The sequence below is a fragment of the Rhizobium sp. T1470 genome, assembly GCF_042140505.1.
GTDB lineage: Bacteria > Pseudomonadota > Alphaproteobacteria > Rhizobiales > Rhizobiaceae > Rhizobium > Rhizobium favelukesii.
The window spans coordinates 4,022,115-4,041,476 of sequence record NZ_CP148091.1; the positions used below are offsets into that span (position 1 = coordinate 4,022,115).

18 protein-coding genes, 4 pseudogenes and 1 riboswitch are annotated in these 19,362 nt (G+C 60.5%); of the genes and pseudogenes, 12 read left to right on the forward strand and 10 right to left on the reverse strand.

What is annotated here, in order from left to right:
• Window positions 1-10: 10 nt before the first annotated feature.
• The 4 genes and pseudogenes from nrdE to WGT02_RS20170 form a co-directional block, all read right to left on the reverse strand.
• A pseudogene (gene nrdE, locus WGT02_RS20155) lies at window positions 11-2,096 on the reverse strand (class 1b ribonucleoside-diphosphate reductase subunit alpha).
• 59 nt (window positions 2,097-2,155) lie between these two features.
• Window positions 2,156-2,551 (reverse strand): class Ib ribonucleoside-diphosphate reductase assembly flavoprotein NrdI, encoded by a 396-nt coding sequence (gene nrdI / locus WGT02_RS20160; RefSeq protein WP_024316207.1) that lies wholly within the window; start codon window positions 2,549-2,551, stop codon window positions 2,156-2,158.
• A gap of 11 nt (window positions 2,552-2,562) precedes the next feature.
• On the reverse strand, window positions 2,563-2,784 hold the full coding sequence (gene nrdH, locus WGT02_RS20165) for a glutaredoxin-like protein NrdH (protein WP_024316206.1): 222 nt from the start codon (window positions 2,782-2,784) through the stop codon (window positions 2,563-2,565).
• 254 nt (window positions 2,785-3,038) lie between these two features.
• A riboswitch (cobalamin riboswitch) is annotated at window positions 3,039-3,264 on the reverse strand.
• 160 nt (window positions 3,265-3,424) lie between these two features.
• Window positions 3,425-3,542: pseudogene (locus tag WGT02_RS20170) on the reverse strand (TlpA family protein disulfide reductase); the annotation flags it as partial.
• Between WGT02_RS20170 and WGT02_RS20175 the strand changes: the two are divergent.
• Window positions 3,528-3,692: pseudogene (locus tag WGT02_RS20175) on the forward strand (3-hydroxyacyl-CoA dehydrogenase family protein); the annotation flags it as partial. The pseudogenes WGT02_RS20170 and WGT02_RS20175 sit on opposite strands and share 15 nt — an antisense overlap.
• Window positions 3,693-3,753: 61 nt before the next feature.
• On the opposite strand, the gene WGT02_RS20180 reads toward WGT02_RS20175, so the two are convergent.
• Window positions 3,754-4,284 carry a hypothetical protein gene (locus WGT02_RS20180; RefSeq protein WP_208249591.1) on the reverse strand — a complete coding sequence of 177 codons (531 nt, stop codon included), beginning with the start codon at window positions 4,282-4,284 and terminating at the stop codon, window positions 3,754-3,756.
• 252 nt (window positions 4,285-4,536) lie between these two features.
• A complete protein-coding gene (locus WGT02_RS20185) occupies window positions 4,537-5,199 on the reverse strand; it encodes a TlpA disulfide reductase family protein (protein ID WP_208249590.1) in 663 nt (220 codons plus the stop codon).
• A 41-nt stretch (window positions 5,200-5,240) separates the two neighbouring features.
• On the opposite strand from WGT02_RS20185, the gene argH reads away from it, so the two are divergent.
• The 6 genes from argH (at window position 5,241) to WGT02_RS20215 (ending at window position 12,131) form a co-directional block, all read left to right on the forward strand.
• Window positions 5,241-6,641, forward strand: a complete 1,401-nt coding sequence (argH, locus tag WGT02_RS20190) for an argininosuccinate lyase (RefSeq protein WP_208249588.1) — start codon at window positions 5,241-5,243, stop codon at window positions 6,639-6,641.
• 77 nt (window positions 6,642-6,718) lie between these two features.
• The gene (locus WGT02_RS20195) at window positions 6,719-6,913 is read left to right on the forward strand and encodes a lipoprotein (RefSeq protein WP_208249587.1); all 195 of its coding nucleotides are present in this window, start codon (window positions 6,719-6,721) and stop codon (window positions 6,911-6,913) included.
• Window positions 6,914-6,925: 12 nt separating this feature from the next.
• A complete protein-coding gene (gene lysA, locus WGT02_RS20200) occupies window positions 6,926-8,194 on the forward strand; it encodes a diaminopimelate decarboxylase (RefSeq protein WP_208249585.1) in 1,269 nt (422 codons plus the stop codon).
• A gap of 227 nt (window positions 8,195-8,421) precedes the next feature.
• Window positions 8,422-11,052, forward strand: a complete 2,631-nt coding sequence (locus WGT02_RS20205) for a TIGR02302 family protein (RefSeq protein WP_208250550.1) — start codon at window positions 8,422-8,424, stop codon at window positions 11,050-11,052.
• 119 nt (window positions 11,053-11,171) lie between these two features.
• Complete coding sequence (locus WGT02_RS20210) at window positions 11,172-11,504, forward strand: hypothetical protein (RefSeq protein ID WP_024316199.1); 333 nt, start codon at window positions 11,172-11,174, stop codon at window positions 11,502-11,504.
• 177 nt (window positions 11,505-11,681) lie between these two features.
• A complete protein-coding gene (locus WGT02_RS20215; RefSeq protein ID WP_072370129.1) occupies window positions 11,682-12,131 on the forward strand; it encodes a hypothetical protein in 450 nt (149 codons plus the stop codon).
• Between the two features lie 324 nt (window positions 12,132-12,455).
• Here WGT02_RS20215 and WGT02_RS20220 read toward each other — a convergent pair whose 3' ends face one another.
• From WGT02_RS20220 to WGT02_RS20230, 3 genes and pseudogenes are all read right to left on the reverse strand, one after another.
• Window positions 12,456-12,815, reverse strand: coding sequence for a response regulator (locus WGT02_RS20220; RefSeq protein ID WP_007789408.1), 360 nt, complete (start codon window positions 12,813-12,815; stop codon window positions 12,456-12,458).
• A gap of 118 nt (window positions 12,816-12,933) precedes the next feature.
• A pseudogene (locus WGT02_RS20225) lies at window positions 12,934-13,430 on the reverse strand (phosphoribosyltransferase).
• Between the two features lie 63 nt (window positions 13,431-13,493).
• Window positions 13,494-14,123, reverse strand: a complete 630-nt coding sequence (locus WGT02_RS20230; protein WP_208250549.1) for a hypothetical protein — start codon at window positions 14,121-14,123, stop codon at window positions 13,494-13,496.
• A 204-nt stretch (window positions 14,124-14,327) separates the two neighbouring features.
• Here WGT02_RS20230 and ftsE point away from each other — a divergent pair, with 204 nt between their 5' ends.
• The 4 genes from ftsE to WGT02_RS20250 all read left to right on the forward strand — a co-directional run bounded on the left by ftsE (window position 14,328) and on the right by WGT02_RS20250 (window position 17,649).
• Complete coding sequence (ftsE, locus tag WGT02_RS20235) at window positions 14,328-14,987, forward strand: cell division ATP-binding protein FtsE (protein ID WP_024316195.1); 660 nt, start codon at window positions 14,328-14,330, stop codon at window positions 14,985-14,987.
• 55 nt (window positions 14,988-15,042) lie between these two features.
• On the forward strand, window positions 15,043-15,990 hold the full coding sequence (locus tag WGT02_RS20240; RefSeq protein ID WP_375679395.1) for a cell division protein FtsX: 948 nt from the start codon (window positions 15,043-15,045) through the stop codon (window positions 15,988-15,990).
• Between the two features lie 69 nt (window positions 15,991-16,059).
• Window positions 16,060-16,767, forward strand: coding sequence for a YdcF family protein (locus tag WGT02_RS20245; protein ID WP_176703590.1), 708 nt, complete (start codon window positions 16,060-16,062; stop codon window positions 16,765-16,767).
• A gap of 84 nt (window positions 16,768-16,851) precedes the next feature.
• On the forward strand, window positions 16,852-17,649 hold the full coding sequence (locus WGT02_RS20250; protein ID WP_024316192.1) for a 1-acyl-sn-glycerol-3-phosphate acyltransferase: 798 nt from the start codon (window positions 16,852-16,854) through the stop codon (window positions 17,647-17,649).
• Between the two features lie 2 nt (window positions 17,650-17,651).
• On the opposite strand, the gene WGT02_RS20255 is transcribed toward WGT02_RS20250, so the two are convergent.
• Window positions 17,652-18,185, reverse strand: a complete 534-nt coding sequence (locus tag WGT02_RS20255) for a gamma-glutamylcyclotransferase (protein WP_024316191.1) — start codon at window positions 18,183-18,185, stop codon at window positions 17,652-17,654.
• Between the two features lie 51 nt (window positions 18,186-18,236).
• Between WGT02_RS20255 and WGT02_RS20260 the strand changes: the two genes are divergently transcribed.
• Window positions 18,237-19,235 (forward strand): DUF2125 domain-containing protein, encoded by a 999-nt coding sequence (locus WGT02_RS20260; protein WP_024316190.1) that lies wholly within the window; start codon window positions 18,237-18,239, stop codon window positions 19,233-19,235.
• The last annotated feature ends 127 nt before the right edge of the window (window positions 19,236-19,362 follow it).

A 19,362-nucleotide genomic window follows, 5' to 3' on the forward strand; every position in this document is an offset into this window, starting at 1 on the left:
CCTCGTAAAGTCAAAGTGTGCAGGAAACGCAGCCCTGCACCTCGGTGCCAGACAACGCCATCTGGCGCAGGCGGATGTAGTAGATGGTCTTGATGCCCTTCTTCCAGGCGTAGATTTGCGCCCGGTTGATGTCGCGGGTGGTTGCCGTGTCACGGAAGAACAGCGTCAGGGACAGGCCTTGATCGACATGCTGGGTCGCCGCCGCATAGGTGTCGATGATCTTCTCCGGCCCGATCTCGTAGGCATCCTGGTAATATTCGAGATTGTCATTGGCTGGTCATGAAGGCCGCCGGATAGTAGACGCGGCCGATCTTGCCCTCCTTGCGGATTTCGATCTTCGAAACGATCGGATGGATCGAGGAGGTCGAGTGATTGATGTAGGAGATCGAACCGGTCGGCGGCACGGCCTGCAGGTTCTGGTTATAGAGGCCAAAGGTCATTACCGCCTGCTTCAGCACAAGCCAGTCTTCCTGTGTCGGAATATCGATGCCGGCTGTCTCGAAGAGCTCCTTGATCCGCTCGGTTGCCGGGACCCAGGCCTGCTCCGTGTATTTGTCGAAGTATTCGCCGGTTGCATACGTCGAGTTCTCGAATCCCTTGAAGCTCGTGCCACGCTCCCCCGCCAGCCGGTTCGAGGCGCGGATGGCATGGTAGGTCACCGTGTAGAAATACATATTGGTGAAATCGACGCCTTCGTCCGAACCGTAGTAGATGCGCTCGCGGGCGAGATAGCCGTGCAGGTTCATCTGGCCGAGGCCGATCGCATGGCTGTCGTCATTGCCCTTCTCGACTGACGGCACCGAGGCGATATGGCTCAGGTCGGAAACGGCGGTCAGCGCGCGGATCGAAGTCTCGATTGTCTTGCCGAAGTCGGTGGAATCCATCGCCGCGGCGATATTGAGCGAGCCGAGGTTGCAGGAGATGTCCTTGCCCATATGCTTGTAGGAGAGATCATTGTTGAACTCGCTCGCCTCGCTCACCTGCAGGATCTCCGAGCAAAGGTTGCTCATCGTGATGCGGCCGGCGACCGGATTGGCGCGGTTCACCGTGTCTTCGAACATGATGTAGGGATAGCCGCTTTCGAACTGGATTTCGGCGATCACCTGGGAGAAGTCGCGCGCCTTGATCTTTTTCTTACGGATACGGCTGTCGGCCACCATCTCGCGGTACCTTTCCGTCACCGAAATCTCGGTGAAAGCCACGCCATAGACCCGCTCCACATCGTAGGGCGAGAAGAGGTACATGTCCTCGTTGTTCTTTGCGAGCTCGAAGGTAATGTCGGGAATGACGACACCGAGCGACAGCGTCTTGATCCGGACCTTCTCATCGGCATTTTCGCGTTTGGTGTCGAGGAAGCGCATAATGTCGGGATGGTGCGCATGGAGGTAGACTGCCCCTGCCCCTTGGCGCGCGCCGAGTTGGTTGGCGTAAGAGAATGAATCTTCCAAAAGCTTCATGACAGGAATGACGCCGGAAGACTGATTCTCGATCTGCTTGATCGGAGCACCTGCTTCCCGCAGGTTCGTCAGAGCAAGTGCAACACCCCCGCCGCGCTTCGACAACTGAAGCGCCGAATTGATGCCTCGCGCGATCGACTCCACGTTGTCCTCGACGCGCAAGAGAAAGCAGGAGACGAGTTCGCCGCGTTGCTTCTTCCCGGCATTGAGGAAGGTCGGCGTCGCGGGCTGAAACCGCCCGGCGATGATCTCATCGACCATATCACGGGCGAGGTTTTCGTTGCCGCAGGCCAGCGTCAGGGCAACCATGCAAATGCGGTCCTCGTAGCGCTCCAAATAGCGCTTTCCGTCGAAGGTCTTCAGCGTATAGCTGGTGTAATACTTGAAAGCCCCGAGGAAGGTTGGGAAGCGGAACTTTTTCGCATAGGCATGGTCGAAGAGTTCGCGCACGAAGTTGAACGAATATTGGTCGAGAACGTCCTGCTCGTAATAACCCTCGGTCACCAGGTAATCGAGCTTTTCCCTGAGGTTATGAAAGAAGACGGTGTTCTGGTTCACATGCTGCAGGAAATACTGCTTGGCCGCCAGCCGATCCTTGTCGAGCTGGATTTTGCCGTCCTCGTCATAGAGGTTCAGCATGGCATTGAGGGCGTGGTAGTCGAGCGCGGCCTCTGATGCCTTCAGAGGTCGATCGAGCGTTAGCGTGTCCAAAATCGTTCCAATCCGCGTCTGACGTTGTCGACATCCGCCGCCGTGCCCAGCAGCTCGAACCTGTAGAGGTACGGCACCTGGCACTTGGCAGAGATGATGTCGCCGGCGATCCCGAAGGTCGCTCCGAAGTTGCTGTTGCCCGCGGCGATGACCCCGCGGATGTTTGAACGGTTTTCCGCGTCGTTGAGGAAGCGGATCACCTCTTTGGGCACGGCCCCCTTGCCGCATTCGCCGCAATAGGTGGGGACGATCAGGACGAAAGGACTGCTAACCGCAAGGTTAGCGTCGCCGCCGATCGGGATGCGTTGGGCCGGCAAACCCAGCTTTGTTACGAAGCGATGAGTGTTTTCCGACCGACTGGAAAAATAGACGATCTCGCCCATCGTCCTTTCCGTCACACCAGCGCGCTGATCTTATCGGGGCGGAACCCGGCCCAATGCTGCTCACCGGCGACGACCACGGGCACCTGGCGATAGCCGAGGCCTTGCACCAGTTCGTAGGCCGCAGAATCGGTGGAAACGTCGATCACGGTGTAATCGATGCCCTGGCGGTCGAGTGCGCGGGTGGTCGCGGTGCACTGGACGCAGGCGGGCTTGCTGTAAACAGTAATGCTCATCAATATATCCTCGTGTATCAGGAAGGCATAAAGGATCGTTCGGACATCCGCCGATGTCCGTGCGACAGGAACTCGAAAATGAAGACAGCTATTGCCGATTGCCGGGCGCGCTAAATGCCCGTCACTCGCGTAGATGCAAATCGAAACTCAAGGACATAAGACTTCACCCCGAAGTGACTCATGCGGGGCATTAGCGGAAGCGAAGATCGCGGCATCGTGCACAATCCAACGCTCTCCATCCGGACACCCCGCCCGTGGACGTTGCTGATCGAGGCAGGTCTCCTGGCTTGCAGGTCATAGCGCTCATTCTCGCCTTCCCGAAATCAAAGACTTCAGTGGCTTTGTCGAACGAACACTCGCCGCTTACAGTTGCGGGGGCAGCTCCGGCATTGCTCGGCCCGTCATGGACGTCGCGCACCTTATTCCCGTCTTAGCTTCCGATCCTTGCGAATCTGAAGAACCTCGAACACTACATATAGTATATGAGGTTAATTTCCCGTCAATGGCTATGTTCACACCAGCCGGTGAAAGTCTGGGAAATCGCAATGCCACTCCGGAGGGGGTGTCGGACGGATCGACCTCGAAAGAAAATTGGAGCGAAGCAGAGTATTCGATCTGCACCGCGTCGCGACGCCTCTTGCGACCCGACCGCGCCCTGATCAGCTGCGTCCTCGCTGTCCCAGGCCGCGGGGCCGTTCATGGCGGAGATCGCCCTTGTCATCGATCAGCAGCGTGACGGACAGGCCAAGGACCGCCCCTGCCGGCTGCTGGTGAAATATGTCGAGGCCGGCTGGCTCGGCCGCAAGTCCGGCCGTGGCTTCTACGACTATCGCGGCGAACCGCCGGTCCCGAGACGCCAATTGATATCGCGGATCCACGAGATGTCGGGTTCCATTCCTGCTATTTGAGGTTGGCCGCTCACACCAGATCGATAAGCTGATGAAGTGACCTGGCAAAAACCATCAACGCCTATACGCCACGGGCGTCGCGCTTTGCCTGTGAAACAGCGCCAGCCTTCCGCAATCTACCTCGCTCCATAGGACGGATGAGATTTTTGCGCTTTGAACGTTCGATCGAGTGCATGCCTGCATGAGCCTGGCGTGCGTTAAATGACGCGTCTTTCTCGCTTTTCGCTTCTTTCTTTCGCGCCAACACGGCTCGCATGTTCTCGACCATCTGAACTTTAGCGAGCATTCTACGCCGACGAGCCTGTTCGGCATTTACACTACGCACGCCCATTGCCAGAACTTCGAGTTTGGCTCTCGTGCCCGTATCCTTGCGCGCTGGCGCCGCCCCTTTGGGTTGCGCCTTGCCTCTCATTTCCCTGCGCTGTCTATTCGCCTCGCTTTGCGCACGATCGCGCCTTTCACGTATTCGCTTGGCGAGGTCCGAGAGATCAGCATCCGGCAGGCCCTGCATCGCCGGATGGTGGGTTTTTTGAACGAGTTGCCATTCGTCCGCCGTTAGCAAACGCTCTGCCTGCTTGCGCGAAATTGCCATCTACGCCTCCTACTCTGTCGCACCAGTAAACTGACTTGCGTTCGATAGGGCTCGCCTGCCCCCTGAGCGAAGCGAGCTAAAGCTTGAAAAGCTTGGGAGACGCCGTCTCCTTCAGTCGGGGTTCGACTTATGCGCCAAGCACGCGACTTCGTCTCGTTCACAATCTAGCGACGCACGGCAAGGTCCGCAATGGGCCTTCAATATCGGTGGTCGTGTGGCGTCTTTCGAGGGAGTATTCTAAGTTGTCGACGCTCACGACCCCACGGCACCCTTGATCAGCGCCTTGGCATCTTCGCTATCCCAGGCCGCCGGCCCGTTCATGGCAGAGATCAAGCAGCCCTTGTCGTCGATCAGCAGCGTGACGGGCAGGCCGAACGCCAGGCCCTGCTTCTTCAGGCTGTTGAACACCTCGATCGTGTTGTCGCGATAGAGCTTGAGCGCATCAACGCCGATCTCGCTCAGGAAAGCCTTCGGTTTTTCATCGTCGCCGGTATCGATGTTGACGGGAACGACCTGGAACCTGTCGCTGCCCAACTCCTTCTCCAGCGCGTTCAGGGCCGGCATTTCCTCGCGGCAGGGCACGCACCACGTCGCCCAGAGATTGAAGAGCACGGTCTTGCCGGCGAAGTTGTCGAGTGTCATCGGTTTGCCGTCGGCGCCCTTGAAGGCGACGGCGGTGAGCTTGCGGTGCTCGTCGGCGGCAACCATTGCTGCGACCTGGCCCTTCAGGAGCGGCGAAATCCTGGCGGCGACGTCCTTTGCCGCCGCGCATTCGCCCGATGCCGTTTGCGCCCCGCCATTGCCAGACCCGGCTTCCCTGATGTAAACCGCTGCCGCACCGGCAATAATGCCTGCGACGGCCGCGATCCCTATCAGCTTGAGGGATGGCAGGCGCAGGGGCGTTCTTGTCGTCATTTCGTTCTCCGAGACACGCGTTCTTCAAGGCAGGCATCTTCATGGCCGACAGCACGGACACCAAATCCTCCAACCAGATGTGGGGCGGACGTTTCGCTTCCGGCCCAGATGCGATCATGGAGGAGATAAATGCCTCGATCGGTTTCGACAAGAAGCTGTTTGCACAAGACATCCGCGGCTCGATCGCCCACGCCACCATGCTCGCCCACCAGGGCATCATTCAGCCCGATGATAAGGACAAGATCGTCGAGGGGCTAAACACGATCCTGTCAGAGATCGAAAGCGGCAATTTCGAATTCTCCCGCCAGCTCGAAGACATTCACATGAATGTCGAGGCACGGCTCGCGACGCTGATCGGCCCGGCCGCCGGCCGCCTGCACACCGCCCGTTCGCGCAACGACCAGGTCGCGCTCGATTTCCGCCTCTGGGTGAAGGAAGAGCTTGAGAAGACCGAGCAGCTGCTGACCAACCTGATCGCCGCCTTCCTCGACCGCGCCGAAGAGCATGCCGAAACCGTCATGCCGGGCTTCACGCATTTGCAGACGGCACAGCCCGTCACCTTCGGCCATCACTGCATGGCCTATGTCGAAATGTTCGGCCGCGACCGCTCGCGCGTACGCCATGCCATCGAGCATCTCGATGAAAGCCCGATCGGCGCGGCGGCGCTGGCCGGCACCGGCTATCCGATCGATCGCCACATGACCGCCAAGGCGCTCGGCTTCCGCGAACCGACCCGCAACTCGATCGACACCGTCTCCGACCGCGATTTCGCCATCGAGTTCCTGGCGCTGGCCGCCATCTGCAGCATGCACCTGTCGCGTCTGGCCGAAGAGATCGTCATCTGGTCGACCCCGCAATTCGGCTTCGTGCGCCTGTCGGATGCCTTCTCCACCGGCTCGTCGATCATGCCGCAGAAGAAGAACCCCGACGCCGCCGAACTGGTGCGCGCCAAGACCGGCCGCATCAACGGCTCGCTGATCGCGCTTCTGACCATCATGAAGGGCCTGCCGCTCGCCTATTCCAAGGACATGCAGGAAGACAAGGAGCAGGTCTTCGACGCCGCCGAGAGCCTGGAACTGGCCATCGCTGCCATGACGGGCATGGTCCGCGACCTGACGATCAATACCGCGCGCATGAAAGCCGCAGCCGGTTCCGGCTACTCGACTGCAACCGACCTTGCCGACTGGCTGGTGCGCGAGGCCGGCCTGCCGTTCCGCGACGCCCATCACGTGACCGGCCGCGCCGTGGCGCTTGCCGAGAGCAAGGGTTGTGATCTCGCCGACCTGTCGCTTGCCGATCTGCAGGCGATCAATCAGGCCATTACCGACAAGGTCTACGACGTGCTGACGGTCGAGGCATCGGTTGCAAGCCGCAAGAGCTTTGGCGGCACGGCACCTGAGGAAGTGCGCAAGCAGATCGCCTACTGGCGCGCCCGCAACTGACCTCAACAATCAGGGTGCACAAGGTGGACAAACTTCGCTATGAAGGTGTCCACCAGTGCCGCTCCAAGAGGAATTCCATGCAGAATAGCTTGCCGCAGATCGTCCGCTTGACGGTTGTTTTCGCCGTGATCGGCCTTGCCGTCGCCGGGTGCGGGCGTAAAGGCGATCTCGATCCGCCGAGCGCGAACGCAACGAAGACCGGCGACTCGTCGAAGCCGACGCCGCAGCCAGGCACCGCGGATAGACCCTTCATCCTCGATCCGCTTCTCTAAGAGGCAACTGACGTGAACCATTTCCAGTATCGCGACGGCGTCCTCTACGCCGAAAACGTTCCCGTTCCCGAGATTGCCAAGGCCGTCGGCACACCTTTCTACTGCTATTCCACGGCGACGCTCGAGCGCCACTATCGGGTGTTCGCCGAAGCGTTCAACGATGTCGACGCCATGGTCTGTTACGCCATGAAGGCGAATTCCAATCAGGCCGTGCTGAAGACGCTCGGCAATCTTGGCGCCGGCATCGACGTCGTCTCCGAAGGAGAGCTGCGCCGCGCGCTCGCCGCCGGCATCCCGGCATCGCGCATCATGTTCTCCGGCGTTGGCAAGACACCGCGCGAAATGGACTTTGCGCTCGAGGCCGGCATCTACTGCTTCAATGTCGAGTCCGAGCCGGAACTCGAGATCCTTAACCAGCGCGCCATCAATTCGGGCAAGAGGGCACCTGTCTCCTTCCGCATCAATCCCGATGTCGACGCCAGGACGCATGCGAAGATCTCGACCGGCAAGAAGGAAAACAAGTTCGGCATTTCCTGGGAGCGCGCCCGCGCCGTCTATGCCCGCGCTGCGACCCTGCCCGGCATCGAAGTGACCGGTATCGACATGCATATCGGCAGTCAGATCACCGAACTGCAGCCGTTCGAGGACGCCTTCAAACTGCTGCGCGAGTTGGTGAGCACGTTGCGCGCCGACGGCCACGACATCCATCACGTCGATGTCGGCGGTGGCCTTGGTATCCCCTACCGGGATGACAACAACCCGCCGCCGCATCCGGAAGCCTATGCCGAAATCGTCAAGAGCCAGCTGCGCGAACTGAACTGCAAGATCGTCACCGAGCCCGGCCGCCTGATCGTCGGCAATGCTGGCATCCTGGTGACCGAAGTGATCTACGTGAAGGACGGCGGCGAAAAGACCTTCGTGATCGTCGACGGCGCAATGAACGACCTCATACGCCCGACCCTCTATGAAGCCCATCACGAGATCCGCCCCGTCGTGATCTCCGCAGCAAACGCGCCGCGCATCAAGGCGGATGTTGTCGGCCCCGTCTGCGAAACCGGCGATTTTCTGGCGCTCGACCGCGAAATGGCGATGCCGAAACCCGGAGATCTTTTCGCTATCAGCTCCGCCGGCGCCTACGGCGCGGTGCAGGCCGGCACCTACAACAGCCGCATTCTGGTTCCCGAAGTGCTGGTCAAGGGTAGCGATTTCCACGTGATTCGCCCGCGCGGGACCTACGAGGAGCTCATTGGTCTCGATTCCGTCCCGACCTGGCTGGGCTGATCACGCTCTCGGTGATGGCATCACTTTTTGGCGAAGAGCCGTGAAAAACCGGCATTGGCCGGCGCTTGCCCTCGCCTTCGCCACAAAGAATGTTATCTTTGACAGGGAGCGAATTCCCCCGGCGATCGCCGGAAGTGCACTCTGCCCTCGAACGCCAGCTCGCGGAGACCGGATTGAATAAGAGCTCCAGCAGCGAGAAACGCGGTGCATTTGCCCTGAGGCCGTCCTTGGCTCGGCTGGTTGCGGCGAAGCGCTTTCTGGCGCGCCTGGTCCTGCTGTCCGAGCAGATGCTGCCCCTGTTCCTGCCGATCCTGTCGGTTGTGGCTCTCTATCTGGCAGCGTCGTGGTTCGGTGTCTTTCGCTACGCGCCCGACTGGGTCCGCGTGGCGCTGCTGATCCTTTGCGCGGTTGCCTCTCTCGCAACGCTTCTTCCCCTGCGCCGGCTGCACTGGCCCGACACGGCCGCTGCCGACCGGTTGCTCGAACAGCGCAACGGCCTGCAGCACCAGCCGGTGGCCGTTCAGGAAGACGAGCCCGCCACCGACACGCCCTTCGCGCGCGCCCTCTGGCGCGAACACCAGACGCGTATGGCGGAGAAGATTGCGGCACTTGATACCGGCTTTCCGCGTCCCGACATCGCCTCCCACGACAGAATGGCGCTGCGTGCCATCCCGGCCCTGCTTGTGGTGATGGGTTTCGCCTATTCACTATCGATGAACGGCGGCTCGATCACCGACGCGCTGCTGCCGCGGCCGGCACCGCAAACCACCGATCCTGCAGTGCGCATCGATGCCTGGGTCACGCCACCCTCCTATACCGGTCGCGCACCGATCTACCTGACGGTAAACGGCACCGAGCAGGCGGCGATCCGTGTTCCCGAACTCTCGAACCTTACGGTCCGTGTCAGCGGCGGCAAGACCGCCGAGAAGGTCGTCTTCCGGCATGAGAACGGCGAGGCACAGAACATCGCGCCTCAGGAGGCGGCCAAGCAGCCCGCGCCTCCAGCGGCGACGCAGACTGAAGGCACGGCTGCACTCCCTGCTCTGTCGGCCGCTACGCATCTGATGAAGCTCGAGGAAAACGGCGAGCTCGAGGTCAACGGCCGCACGTGGAGTTTTGAGGTTATTCCTGACAAGGCGCCCGAGATCGCCTTCAATGGCATGCCGAAGCCGACGGTCAACGGTGCGCTCGAAGTCGGCTTCACTGTCAAGGACGACTACGGCGTACAGGAAGCGCGTGCGGAGATTGTTCCTGTCGACGCCGAGCCGACCGCAACGCCGCTCTACCCGTTGCCCGACTTTCGCCTGGATATCCCCCGCCGCAATTCGCGCGACGCAAAAAGCGTGACCAGCAAGAACCTTACCGAGCACCCACTCTCGGGTAAGCGGGTCCGCATCACCCTTGTTGCCAAGGACGCCGCCGGCCAGACCGGTCGCAGCCCGCCGCACGAGATGACGCTGCCCGCCCGCCCGTTCAACGAGCCTCTCGCCGCGGCCGTGGCCGAGGAACGGCAGGTCTTCTCGCTCGATACCCGGAAGATGCCGGAAGCGATCGCGCTGAACGAAGCACTGACGCTCCGCCCGGAAGAGACGATCCCGAGCCTGACCAATTACCTGCTGCTGCAATCCGCGTTGACACGCATGAAGCTCACCAAGGGCGACGAAGCGATGAAGGACACCGCCGATTACCTTTGGGATATCGCGGTCGGCATGGAGGACGGCGATCTTTCGCAGGCCGAGCGCAACCTGCGCAATGCCCAGCAGAACCTGGCCGATGCCCTGCAGCGCAATGCACCTGATCCCGAGATCAAGAAGCTCATGGACGAGCTGCGCAAGGCGATGCAGGAATATATGAAGGAGCTTGCCCAGCGCATGCAGAATGCGCCGATGCAGCCAAACCAGAACGCCCAGAACATCATTCGCCAGCAGGACCTGGAGCGGATGATGGACCAGATCGAGAATCTCGCACGCTCGGGCAATCGGGACGCTGCCCAGCAGATGCTCTCCGAGCTGCAGCGAATGATGAACAACCTGCAGGCCGGCAGGCCGCAGCAGGGGCAGCAAGGCCAGGACAACAGCCAGATGCGCCAGCAAATGGACAAGCTCGGCCAGATCCTGCGTGACCAGCAGAAACTGATGGAAGAAACGTTCAAACTGGACCAGCAGCTGAAGGACCGCATGCAGCGCGGCGATCCCAACATGGGCATGAACGATCCGTTGCTCGACGACACGCCGATGGACAATGACGGCATGCAGCAAGATCAGCAGGGCCAGAGTCAGGACCCGAACCAGCAAGGCCAAAACCAGCAGGGCCAAAGCCAGCAGGGGCAGTCGCCTTCCGACCAGATGACGGCCGAGCAGCTGCGCGAGGCCCTAAAGCAGTTGCGTTCGCGCCAGGACGAACTCGGCAAGCAGCTCGGCGAGTTGCAGAAGGGTCTTGGCGACATGGGCATCAAGCCCGGTCCGGGCTTCGGTCAGGCCCAGCGCGAAATGGAAGGCGCCGGCCGCGAGCTCGGTCAGGGCCACGGTGAACCTGCGATCCAAGGCCAGGGACGTGCACTGGAAGCGCTGCGCCAGGGTGCGCGCGACATGATGAACCAGATGATGCAGGCAATGCAGGGCCAACAGGGACAGGGTCCCCAGGGTCAGGTCGGGCAAGGCAACCAGAACGGCCGCGACCCGCTTGGCCGTCCACGCCGCGCCGAAGGACCTGATTTCGGCGATCAGGTGAAGGTGCCTGACGAAATCGATGTGCAGCGCGCCCGCGAGATCCTGGATGCCATTCGCGAAAAGCTCGGCAACAACCCACCGCAGGAAATCGAACGGCGCTACCTGGAACGGCTGTTGGACATCCAGTAACCCAACTGTGCCGATTCAGGTCACAATAGCGTGAGATTCGCTGCCTCCACGCCCCCGACGCCTATGTCTACTGTGACGCGAGATCGCGCGTCGTTTGGGCACGAGCCGAGGGTATTTCCATGAAAACGGATTTGAAGCTGATCGCAGCTATCGCGCTTGGATTCGGCATGGCTGCAAGCACAGTAAGCGCAATGGATATCGGTGGTTTCGCCACGACCAACAGCGGCGGCAGGACCATGGCTGCCGACGGCTACGAATCGAGCCGAAGCTGGCGCGGATCGAATGCCTACCGACCGGCTCCCTATAGCATGGAGACGACGGGGAGCATTTCGTCCAACGGCTCCAGAGCACGGCGACCAGTCAATTGCCCGCCGCGGCCGGTTCCTGGCACGCTGCAGACGCAGGGCGGGAACAGTGGAACGACCATAAATCCGGCTTGCCCCGACTATTGAGAAGCCGCGACGGCTGGAACCTTGCCGATCATGCCATCGCCTCCCATCCAGCGAGACGATGGCATAACCAGACGCATGACATCGTAGACGCCAAGCTCCAAATTTATCGCCGAGGCTAGCCCTGCCTGGCGAAAGCTTCGTAGTGTCACGCTGCAAGTGAATAACGATAGCGATTCGATGGCAATTCTCTTCAAGACGGTAATCGGTGAAAACGCAGCATTTGAGTTGATCGAGAATGCCCTCTCCCGAACCGGCGAATACGATGGCTACCTCAACGTCGTAGCTGACGAAGGCGAGCGAACTCTCTCCTGGTCCCCGGGCATGCACGCCGAACAGTTCCAGGCGGAGATCACGGAGATCCTTCGTTCGACATGGGACATTTGTCGCTTCTGGGTGATCTACGAGCGGCGTGATGATCGGCAGGATGCCGAAGCCAATGCCATCCGCAATGCGGCGTTCAGGCTGACGCGCGGCTATGCCGGCGTCATTGTCGTGACCCTCAGCCTGCTCCACAAGCGCGACAGCCTGGCCGATATCGAACTGATCTTCGTGTGCTTTCAGCAGGATTTCCAGCGACGCAATTTCCGCGTGCGCTACGAAGGCAAGTTCATTCGGGACGAGAACTGAACAGCCGAGGCAGTGCCTGACGCAACTCCCGGGTTTCGATCCGAGAGCAATAGGCAGTGGTTTGCCGGTGGCTTGACCCGAGGACGCAAACACCCCTCGCCGCAGCTCAAGATGCAAGTCCCGCCAGCCCGGATTCAACTTCTCGATCAGCTCGATCCTCCCACCGAGGGTCAAGCGCAGGATGACGAGAGGATATGGGAGCAAGGGCGCACGAAATGACCGCCCTCGCAACCGAAAATGGGACCCGTTTTCGGGATAAGGACATGGCTGGCCAAGACAACCGCGCGAAAGCGCCGCAAGCGAACCTGAAAGATCGTGACGCGCTCAGGCGGCCAATGCACGCGCAACTGCCTTGCGGATATCGGGCAAGGCAAAGGGCTTCGAGACGACATCGACGATCTTTTCCGCCAGGTCGTCAGCGCGTTCGCGCTGTTCCGCATAGCCGGTCATCAGCAGGATTTTCAGCGCCGGGAAGGCCGATTTTGCCTGGTGCGCCAGTTCGATGCCGTCCATAACGGGCATGCGGATATCCGAGAGCAGCAGGTCGTAGACGCCGTCTCTGAGTTTTTCCAGTCCTTCCGCACCGTCGGCGGCTTCTTCGGTCTCATGACCGTCAAGACGCAAAGCGCGGGCTACGAAAGAACGCAGGGAGTCCTCGTCTTCCGTAATCAGAATTTTTGCCATGGTGTGCATCACTCCGTTTCATGCCCCGCAACGGAAATCACACGACTTTCCTTTGCGATCGGTAAACGGCGCCAAGGGATGGACGGGATGGTTAACAACCCGTCTTATCACGGCACATTCAGGCGTCGCCAGTGACGACGCCGACAAATGGAAGCTCGCGGAAGGCATAGGCGACATCCATTCTGCTTCCAGCTTTTCCTTGCGCTTCACGCTCTTGTCGAGGAGCACGGCAATGGTGACGTGGCGTGCGCCGCGCTCATAGAGCAGTTCCTTGGCAAACAGCAGCGTGCGGCCGGATTCCAGAATATCGTCGATCAGAAGAACGTCGCGATCCTTCACGTCGCTGTCGATATCCTTGACGATTCGAACGCCTTGCGAAACTGTGCCGGTGCCGTAGCTCGACAGCGTGATGAACTCGACTTCGGGCGCCAAACCGCTGTCATGCAGCGCGCGGATGAGGTCGGCGGCGAAGATGAACGAGCCCTTCAAGACGGCAATGACCAGCAGATCCTTCGTGGGTCCCGCTGCAATCTGCTTCGCCATGGCATGGTTGCGTTCCGCAATCTGCTCAGCGGTGAAGAGTGGCTCGATATTTTTTCCGCGCACGACGGGCATAAGAAGGCTTTCTCCATGAATAGAGCACAAGCCGTTACCACAAACAGCGGGACGAAACACCCCTTACGGCATGAACGAAAGCCGGACTTCCGGCATTTTTCCACCCGCGTACTGGACTCTCGTTGAAAACCCGCGGCTCTGGCCACCGTAGATGACATCCGCAGGCGGGTTGATAACGATGCTTGCCGTCAGCTGCTCGCCGGCAAAAAAGTCGGCGCGGATGGGGCGCACGACCTGCGTCGTGCCGCTCTGATTGTCGATTATGCCATTCATGAGCAATACCCGCATTCCGTTCGCATCACGGGGCGTCATGGTGACGTGCGAGAAATGCAGCGGCGAATCCGTTGATCCAGCCTCGCTTTGCGAGAGACCGGAGAACCCTCCGAAGAGGCCGAATACCAGCACCGAAAGCGCAAGTACGAGCGCGGCAAAGGTCTTGACGGATGCCTGCTGCAACCAGGCTTCGCCCATCCGAATGAGTGCCGATGTGCTCGACGACTGCGAAGCACGCTGGCGATTGTCATTGAAGCTGGGGGCAACAAAGCCCCGGGTACGACCGTTCGCAAGCACAACGAATTCGGCATCGGCAACATCGGCCGGGCGAGTTCGGCGGGCCTCACGCTTGGTCGGTTCGGGCGGCAGAAAATCATAGGCGTGACCGGGCGCCTGGCGTCTGAACGAGGAGGAGGTCATGATGACGGCCTTTTCCGGTGTCCACATGGTTTCAGGCCGGACGGAAATCCGGCATTGAAACGAATCCTGCTCAGTCGTAAATTTTAATGGTTAATGCTTCGCAAAGATCGCCATCAAAGCGGCGTCTTTCCGGTAAAATTTACTGGTTGTTAATGGTGTTGGTTAACAAGTCGTGCGGTGAACAAACAAAAGACTGATCTGCCGTTGATCCACTTCGAAAATGTCGGTTTGCGCTATGGGATGGGGCCGGAAATTCTCCGGGACCTGACGTTCGACATTCCGAAAAAATCGTTTCAGTTCCTGACGGGGCCTTCGGGCGCCGGCAAGACCACGCTGCTGCGGCTGCTGTTCCTTTCGCTGCAACCGACCCGTGGACTGATCCGCATGTTTGGGCGCGACATTTCCGATATTCCGCGCCCCGAGCTGCCACTGCTGCGGCGCCGTGTCGGCATCATCTTCCAGGAATTCCGTCTGCTTGACCATTTGACCACCTACGAGAACGTGGCGCTGCCGCTGCGTGTTCGCGGCAAGGACGAAAGCTCCTACAAGACCGATGTGCTTGAGCTTCTGAAGTGGGTTGGTCTTGGCGAGCGCATCAACGTCTTGCCGCCGGTTCTGTCAGGTGGCGAAAAGCAGCGCGCCGCGATCGCGCGCGCCCTGATCGACCGTCCCGAGATCCTTCTGGCCGACGAGCCGACCGCGAACGTCGATCCGCCGATGGCCCGCCGTCTGCTCAATCTCTTCCTCGAACTCAACCGTCTCGGCACGGCGGTTGTCATCGCGACCCACGATCTGGCGCTGATGGACCAAGTGGAAGCCCGCCGCATGATTCTCTCGGAAGGGCATCTCGAAATCCATGACTGAAGCTGCCCCCAAACCGCCGGCAGAGGCCGCTCCCCGAAGCCAGAAGCGGCCGGAGATGAAGGTGCGCCCGACGGCGCCGATTCTGCCTTCCGCCAATATCCAGGGCAACGCGCTGATTGTGGTCATTGCCATCATGGCCTTCCTCGCCTGTCTGACACTCGGCGGCGTCAGCATGGTCCGCTCCACGGCGGCAAGCTGGGAGAGCCAGATTTCCCGCGAGATCACCATCCAGATCAGGCCCGACGAGGGTCTGGACATGGACAAGACGCTGACACAGGCGCGAGATCTCGCGCTCACCTTTGTCGGGACAAAGGACGGCCAGATCGTCGACGAAGCGGCAACGGCCCGTCTGCTCGAACCCTGGCTCGGCACCGGGCTTGACATCAAGGAACTGCCTGTTCCACGGCTCGTGATCATCACCATCGATGAGAACAACCCGCCCGATTTCGAGGCAATGCGCTCGCTGCTCAAGGAAAGCATCCCGCAGGCTTCGCTCGACGACCACCGCACCTGGGTCGACCGGCTGGTTTCGATGGCCCACACCACCGTCATGATCGGCACCGGCATCCTGCTGCTGGTCTTTTCGGCGATGGTGCTGACCGTCGTTTTCGCGACCCGTGGCGCCCTGTCCGGCAATCGCCACATCGTCGAGGTGCTTCACTTCGTCGGCGCGGAAAGCTCGTTTGTCGCAACAGAGTTCCAGAAGCATTTTCTGAAGATCAGCCTCAAGGGATCAGCGGTCGGCAGCGCCCTTGCCGCGCTCTTCTTCATGACCGCCGGCTTCCTGCAGAGCCACACGCTGGCCACCCCGCAGACGGACCAGGCAACCGCTCTCTTCGGCACGTTTTCGGTCGGTGCGCTTGGCTATGCCGGCATCTTTGCCACCATGATCGTCATTGCCCTGCTGACGACCTTCACGGCCCGGCTGACGGTAATGCGAACCATTTACGAGATCGACACGCTGCGTTCCGATCCGACACGCGCCGATGGGCTCGTGAATTGAGCTTTACATGCCTTTTTTGCCTTGAAAGCGTCTGTTCGCCGCCGCAATCTGCATATATTTTTCTGATTCATGAGCATGGGCAACTTTTCGCGCACCCCGATTCGCCCTGGAACGGAGCTTGCTCGCTCCGACGGGCGACCTGTGCGCGGTCCGGTGCGTCGAATGCTGCGCTGGGGCGGCGTTGCCTTTGTGCTCATTGTCGCGCTGATTTTTGGCGGCTTCCTTCGCTTTGCCGATTCCGTTACGACCTTGAAGCCTCCGCTCGATCCGCGCGCGGATGCGATCGTCGTTTTGACAGGAGGCTACCAGCGCATCGACCAAGCCGTCGAGCTACTTCAGAAAGGTGCCGGCAAGCGCCTGCTGATTTCAGGCGTGCATCCGGCAACCACGCCGAAGCAGATCCGCAAGATGACCCAGGCGTCGCCGGAGCTTTTCTCCTGCTGCGTCGACATCGGCTACGATGCGCTCGACACGATCGGCAACGCCCAGGAAGCATCGAACTGGATCCATCAGCGCGGCTACAAGAGCGTCCTCGTCGTCACCAATAACTATCATATGCCGCGCAGCCTGGCGGAGCTCGCTTATGTTGACTCCGAAACCCAGTTCATTCCCTATCCTGTTGTGAACACGGATCTGAAGACCAGCAACTGGTTCACCGATCCCAACGCTGTGCGGGTCATGCTTGCCGAATATGCGAAAGTGCTCTTTGCCGCCGCGCGCAATCTGACGGGTCTCGGCCGTCATGCAGGGCTGCGTTCGGCCGGCGTCTCCGGCTAAAGCCGAGGGAAACCTTTTTCTGACGGCCAATATCGTGTAGGAGGGCGCAACCGCCTTTTGCGGACATTGGCCTTGGGAAAGTTTATGATCGCCCTGCGTTCCGTTCTCTTCAACACGATCTTCTACGTCAACCTCATCGTTCGCATGATCGTGCTGTCGCCCTACTATTTTGTCGCGCGGCGCCAGGACGCCTACCGCATACCGAAGAACTGGGCGCTGTCGAGCCACTGGTTGATGGAGAAGATCGTCGGTACGACCTTCGAGATCGAGGGCATGGAGAACCTGCCTGATGGTGGCTATATCCTGGCACCGAAGCATCAGTCTTTTTGGGATACCTACGCCCTGCTGCCTTGGCTGAAAGACCCGGTCTATATCCTGAAGCGCGAGCTGATGTGGATCCCGCTCTTTGGCTGGTATGCCAAGAAGCAGCGGATGATCCCGATCAACCGCGGCGCACGCGGCAAGGTCATGGTCGAGGCGTTGAGGCGCACCAAGGAAGAATTGGCAAGCGGCCGGCAGCTGATTATCTACCCCGAAGGCACGCGCCGCCCGCCGGGCGCCGAGCCGCTCTACAAATACGGCATCGCTCGCATGTACCGTGACCTGCAGCTACCGGTCGTGCCGGTCGCCATGCATCCCGGCCTCTTCTGGCCGCGACGCAGCACGATGCGCTATCCCGGCCACTTCAAGGTCCGGATACTGCCGCCGATCCTGCCCGGCATGGATCCCGATGCCTTCTTTGCGCATCTGATTGAGGTGACCGAGAAGGCGAGCGATGAACTACTGGTCGATACCGTCGAGCGCAATCCGAACCTGCCGCTTCCGCCGACGGCCACTCGCCGGCTTGCGGAATTGCAGAAGGTCAATGCCGCGACGGCTTGACCTCAGGCCGCCTTTCTCAGCCGTTCCACTTCGCCGACCACCTGCTCCAGCCAGTGATCGCGAATGCCCATCTCCTGCAAATGCGCCAGCGTGTTGAAGACGTAGGCGTCGTTTGGTCCTGACTGGCCTTGCGCACCGTGGACAACCCGCGCCGCCGCGATCGCATCGAGCCCGCCGGCATATTGCGTATGGCTGCGATCGACGACATAGGCGATCGCCTTGCTTGCCCTGCCGTCCGCCAGCTGCAACGGCAGGCAGCGTTCGAGGTAGACGTTGGTTACGAGCTCGCGCTCCCTGAGATAGTCGATCGTTTCGTCCCACTGCTCCGGCGCGATCCGGAAGGCCATTCCACGGCAGGAACCACCACGATCAAGGCCGAGCACCAAGCCCGGATCCCGCTGCGTGCCGCGATGCACCCAGGAATGCACGCAGAGCGAACGCCTATAGCCATAGACAAGAGCCTGAGAACGCTCCAAAAACGCGAAGCCCGGATTCCACATCAGTGATCCGTAGCCAAATACCCAAAATTCGTCCATATCGCACGCCAGACCGACATTCCCACTCGCGGCACACCATTGGAGAACATCATGGCAGCGTCAAGCCCATCCCGCAGCGGCAGAAAATTCTGGATGCTCGGCGGCGGTATCGTCTTGGTGATCGTGCTTTATACGGGTGCTTGGTTCTATGCCGCGTCCCAGTTGAAGAACACCGTGCTGAGGGCAATCGCACCCGGCAATACTGCAGGCGTCAGTGGCGAGTGCACAGATATCGATTTCCGCGGCTATCCATTCCGGATCGGCCTGTTCTGCTCGAAGGTCGATGTCGACGATACCGTCAACGGCGTATCGGCAAGCTTCGGCCAGTTGCGCTCCGCAGCGCAGGTCTACGCTCCCGGCCATATCGTGTGGGAGCTCGATTCACCCGCCGAGATCCGCAGCGCCCATGGCCTGTCGCTCAATGCCGAATGGGCGAGCCTGCAATCCAGCCTGATCACCAAGCTGAAGGGTATCGACCGCTCGTCGATGGTCATCGACGGGCTCAAGGGAACCGCCGTCTCCTCCCAAACGGGCCAGACGATCGACTTCGACGCCGCCCACACCGAAATCCATCTCCGCCAGAACGGCGGCGATCTTGACGGCGCGATCTCCGTGACGGATTCCAATGCCGCCATCAAGGATTGGTCTGCCTTCCCCAAGCTTTCGGCGAGTGCCGACGTGACGCTTGCCGGCAAGGCCGGCATGATCGACGGCAGCGACCAGAGAGGGCTCTTCGGCGCCAGTGGCGAACTGCGCAAGGTCGTAGCCGACATCGGTGACGGCAAGGTCATGACCCTGAGCGGCCCCTTCTCCTTCGACGAGGAGGGCTATCTGTCAGGCAAGTTCAAGCTGGAGATCGAGCAGCTTGGCCCCTGGCGCGACAGCATCAAGCAGACCTTCCCTGACATCGCCAAGACGGTCGACACAGCCGCCAAGTTGCTCAAGGCGCTGGCCGGCGGCGGCGACAAAGTTTCCGTGGATCTCGTGGTGGCGCGTGGCAACGCCACGGTCGGCGGCTTCATTCCGCTCGGATCGATCCCGCCGATCTGAGGGTTAGCCGTGGCCCCGCCTCATCCCTGCACTTGTCGCAGGGATCCAGCCATGGCGCGTCCGCGCGGTGAATGACTGATATTACGCTAGCGGGAGCTTCCCGGGCCGAAAGACTTGGGGCGCGCGC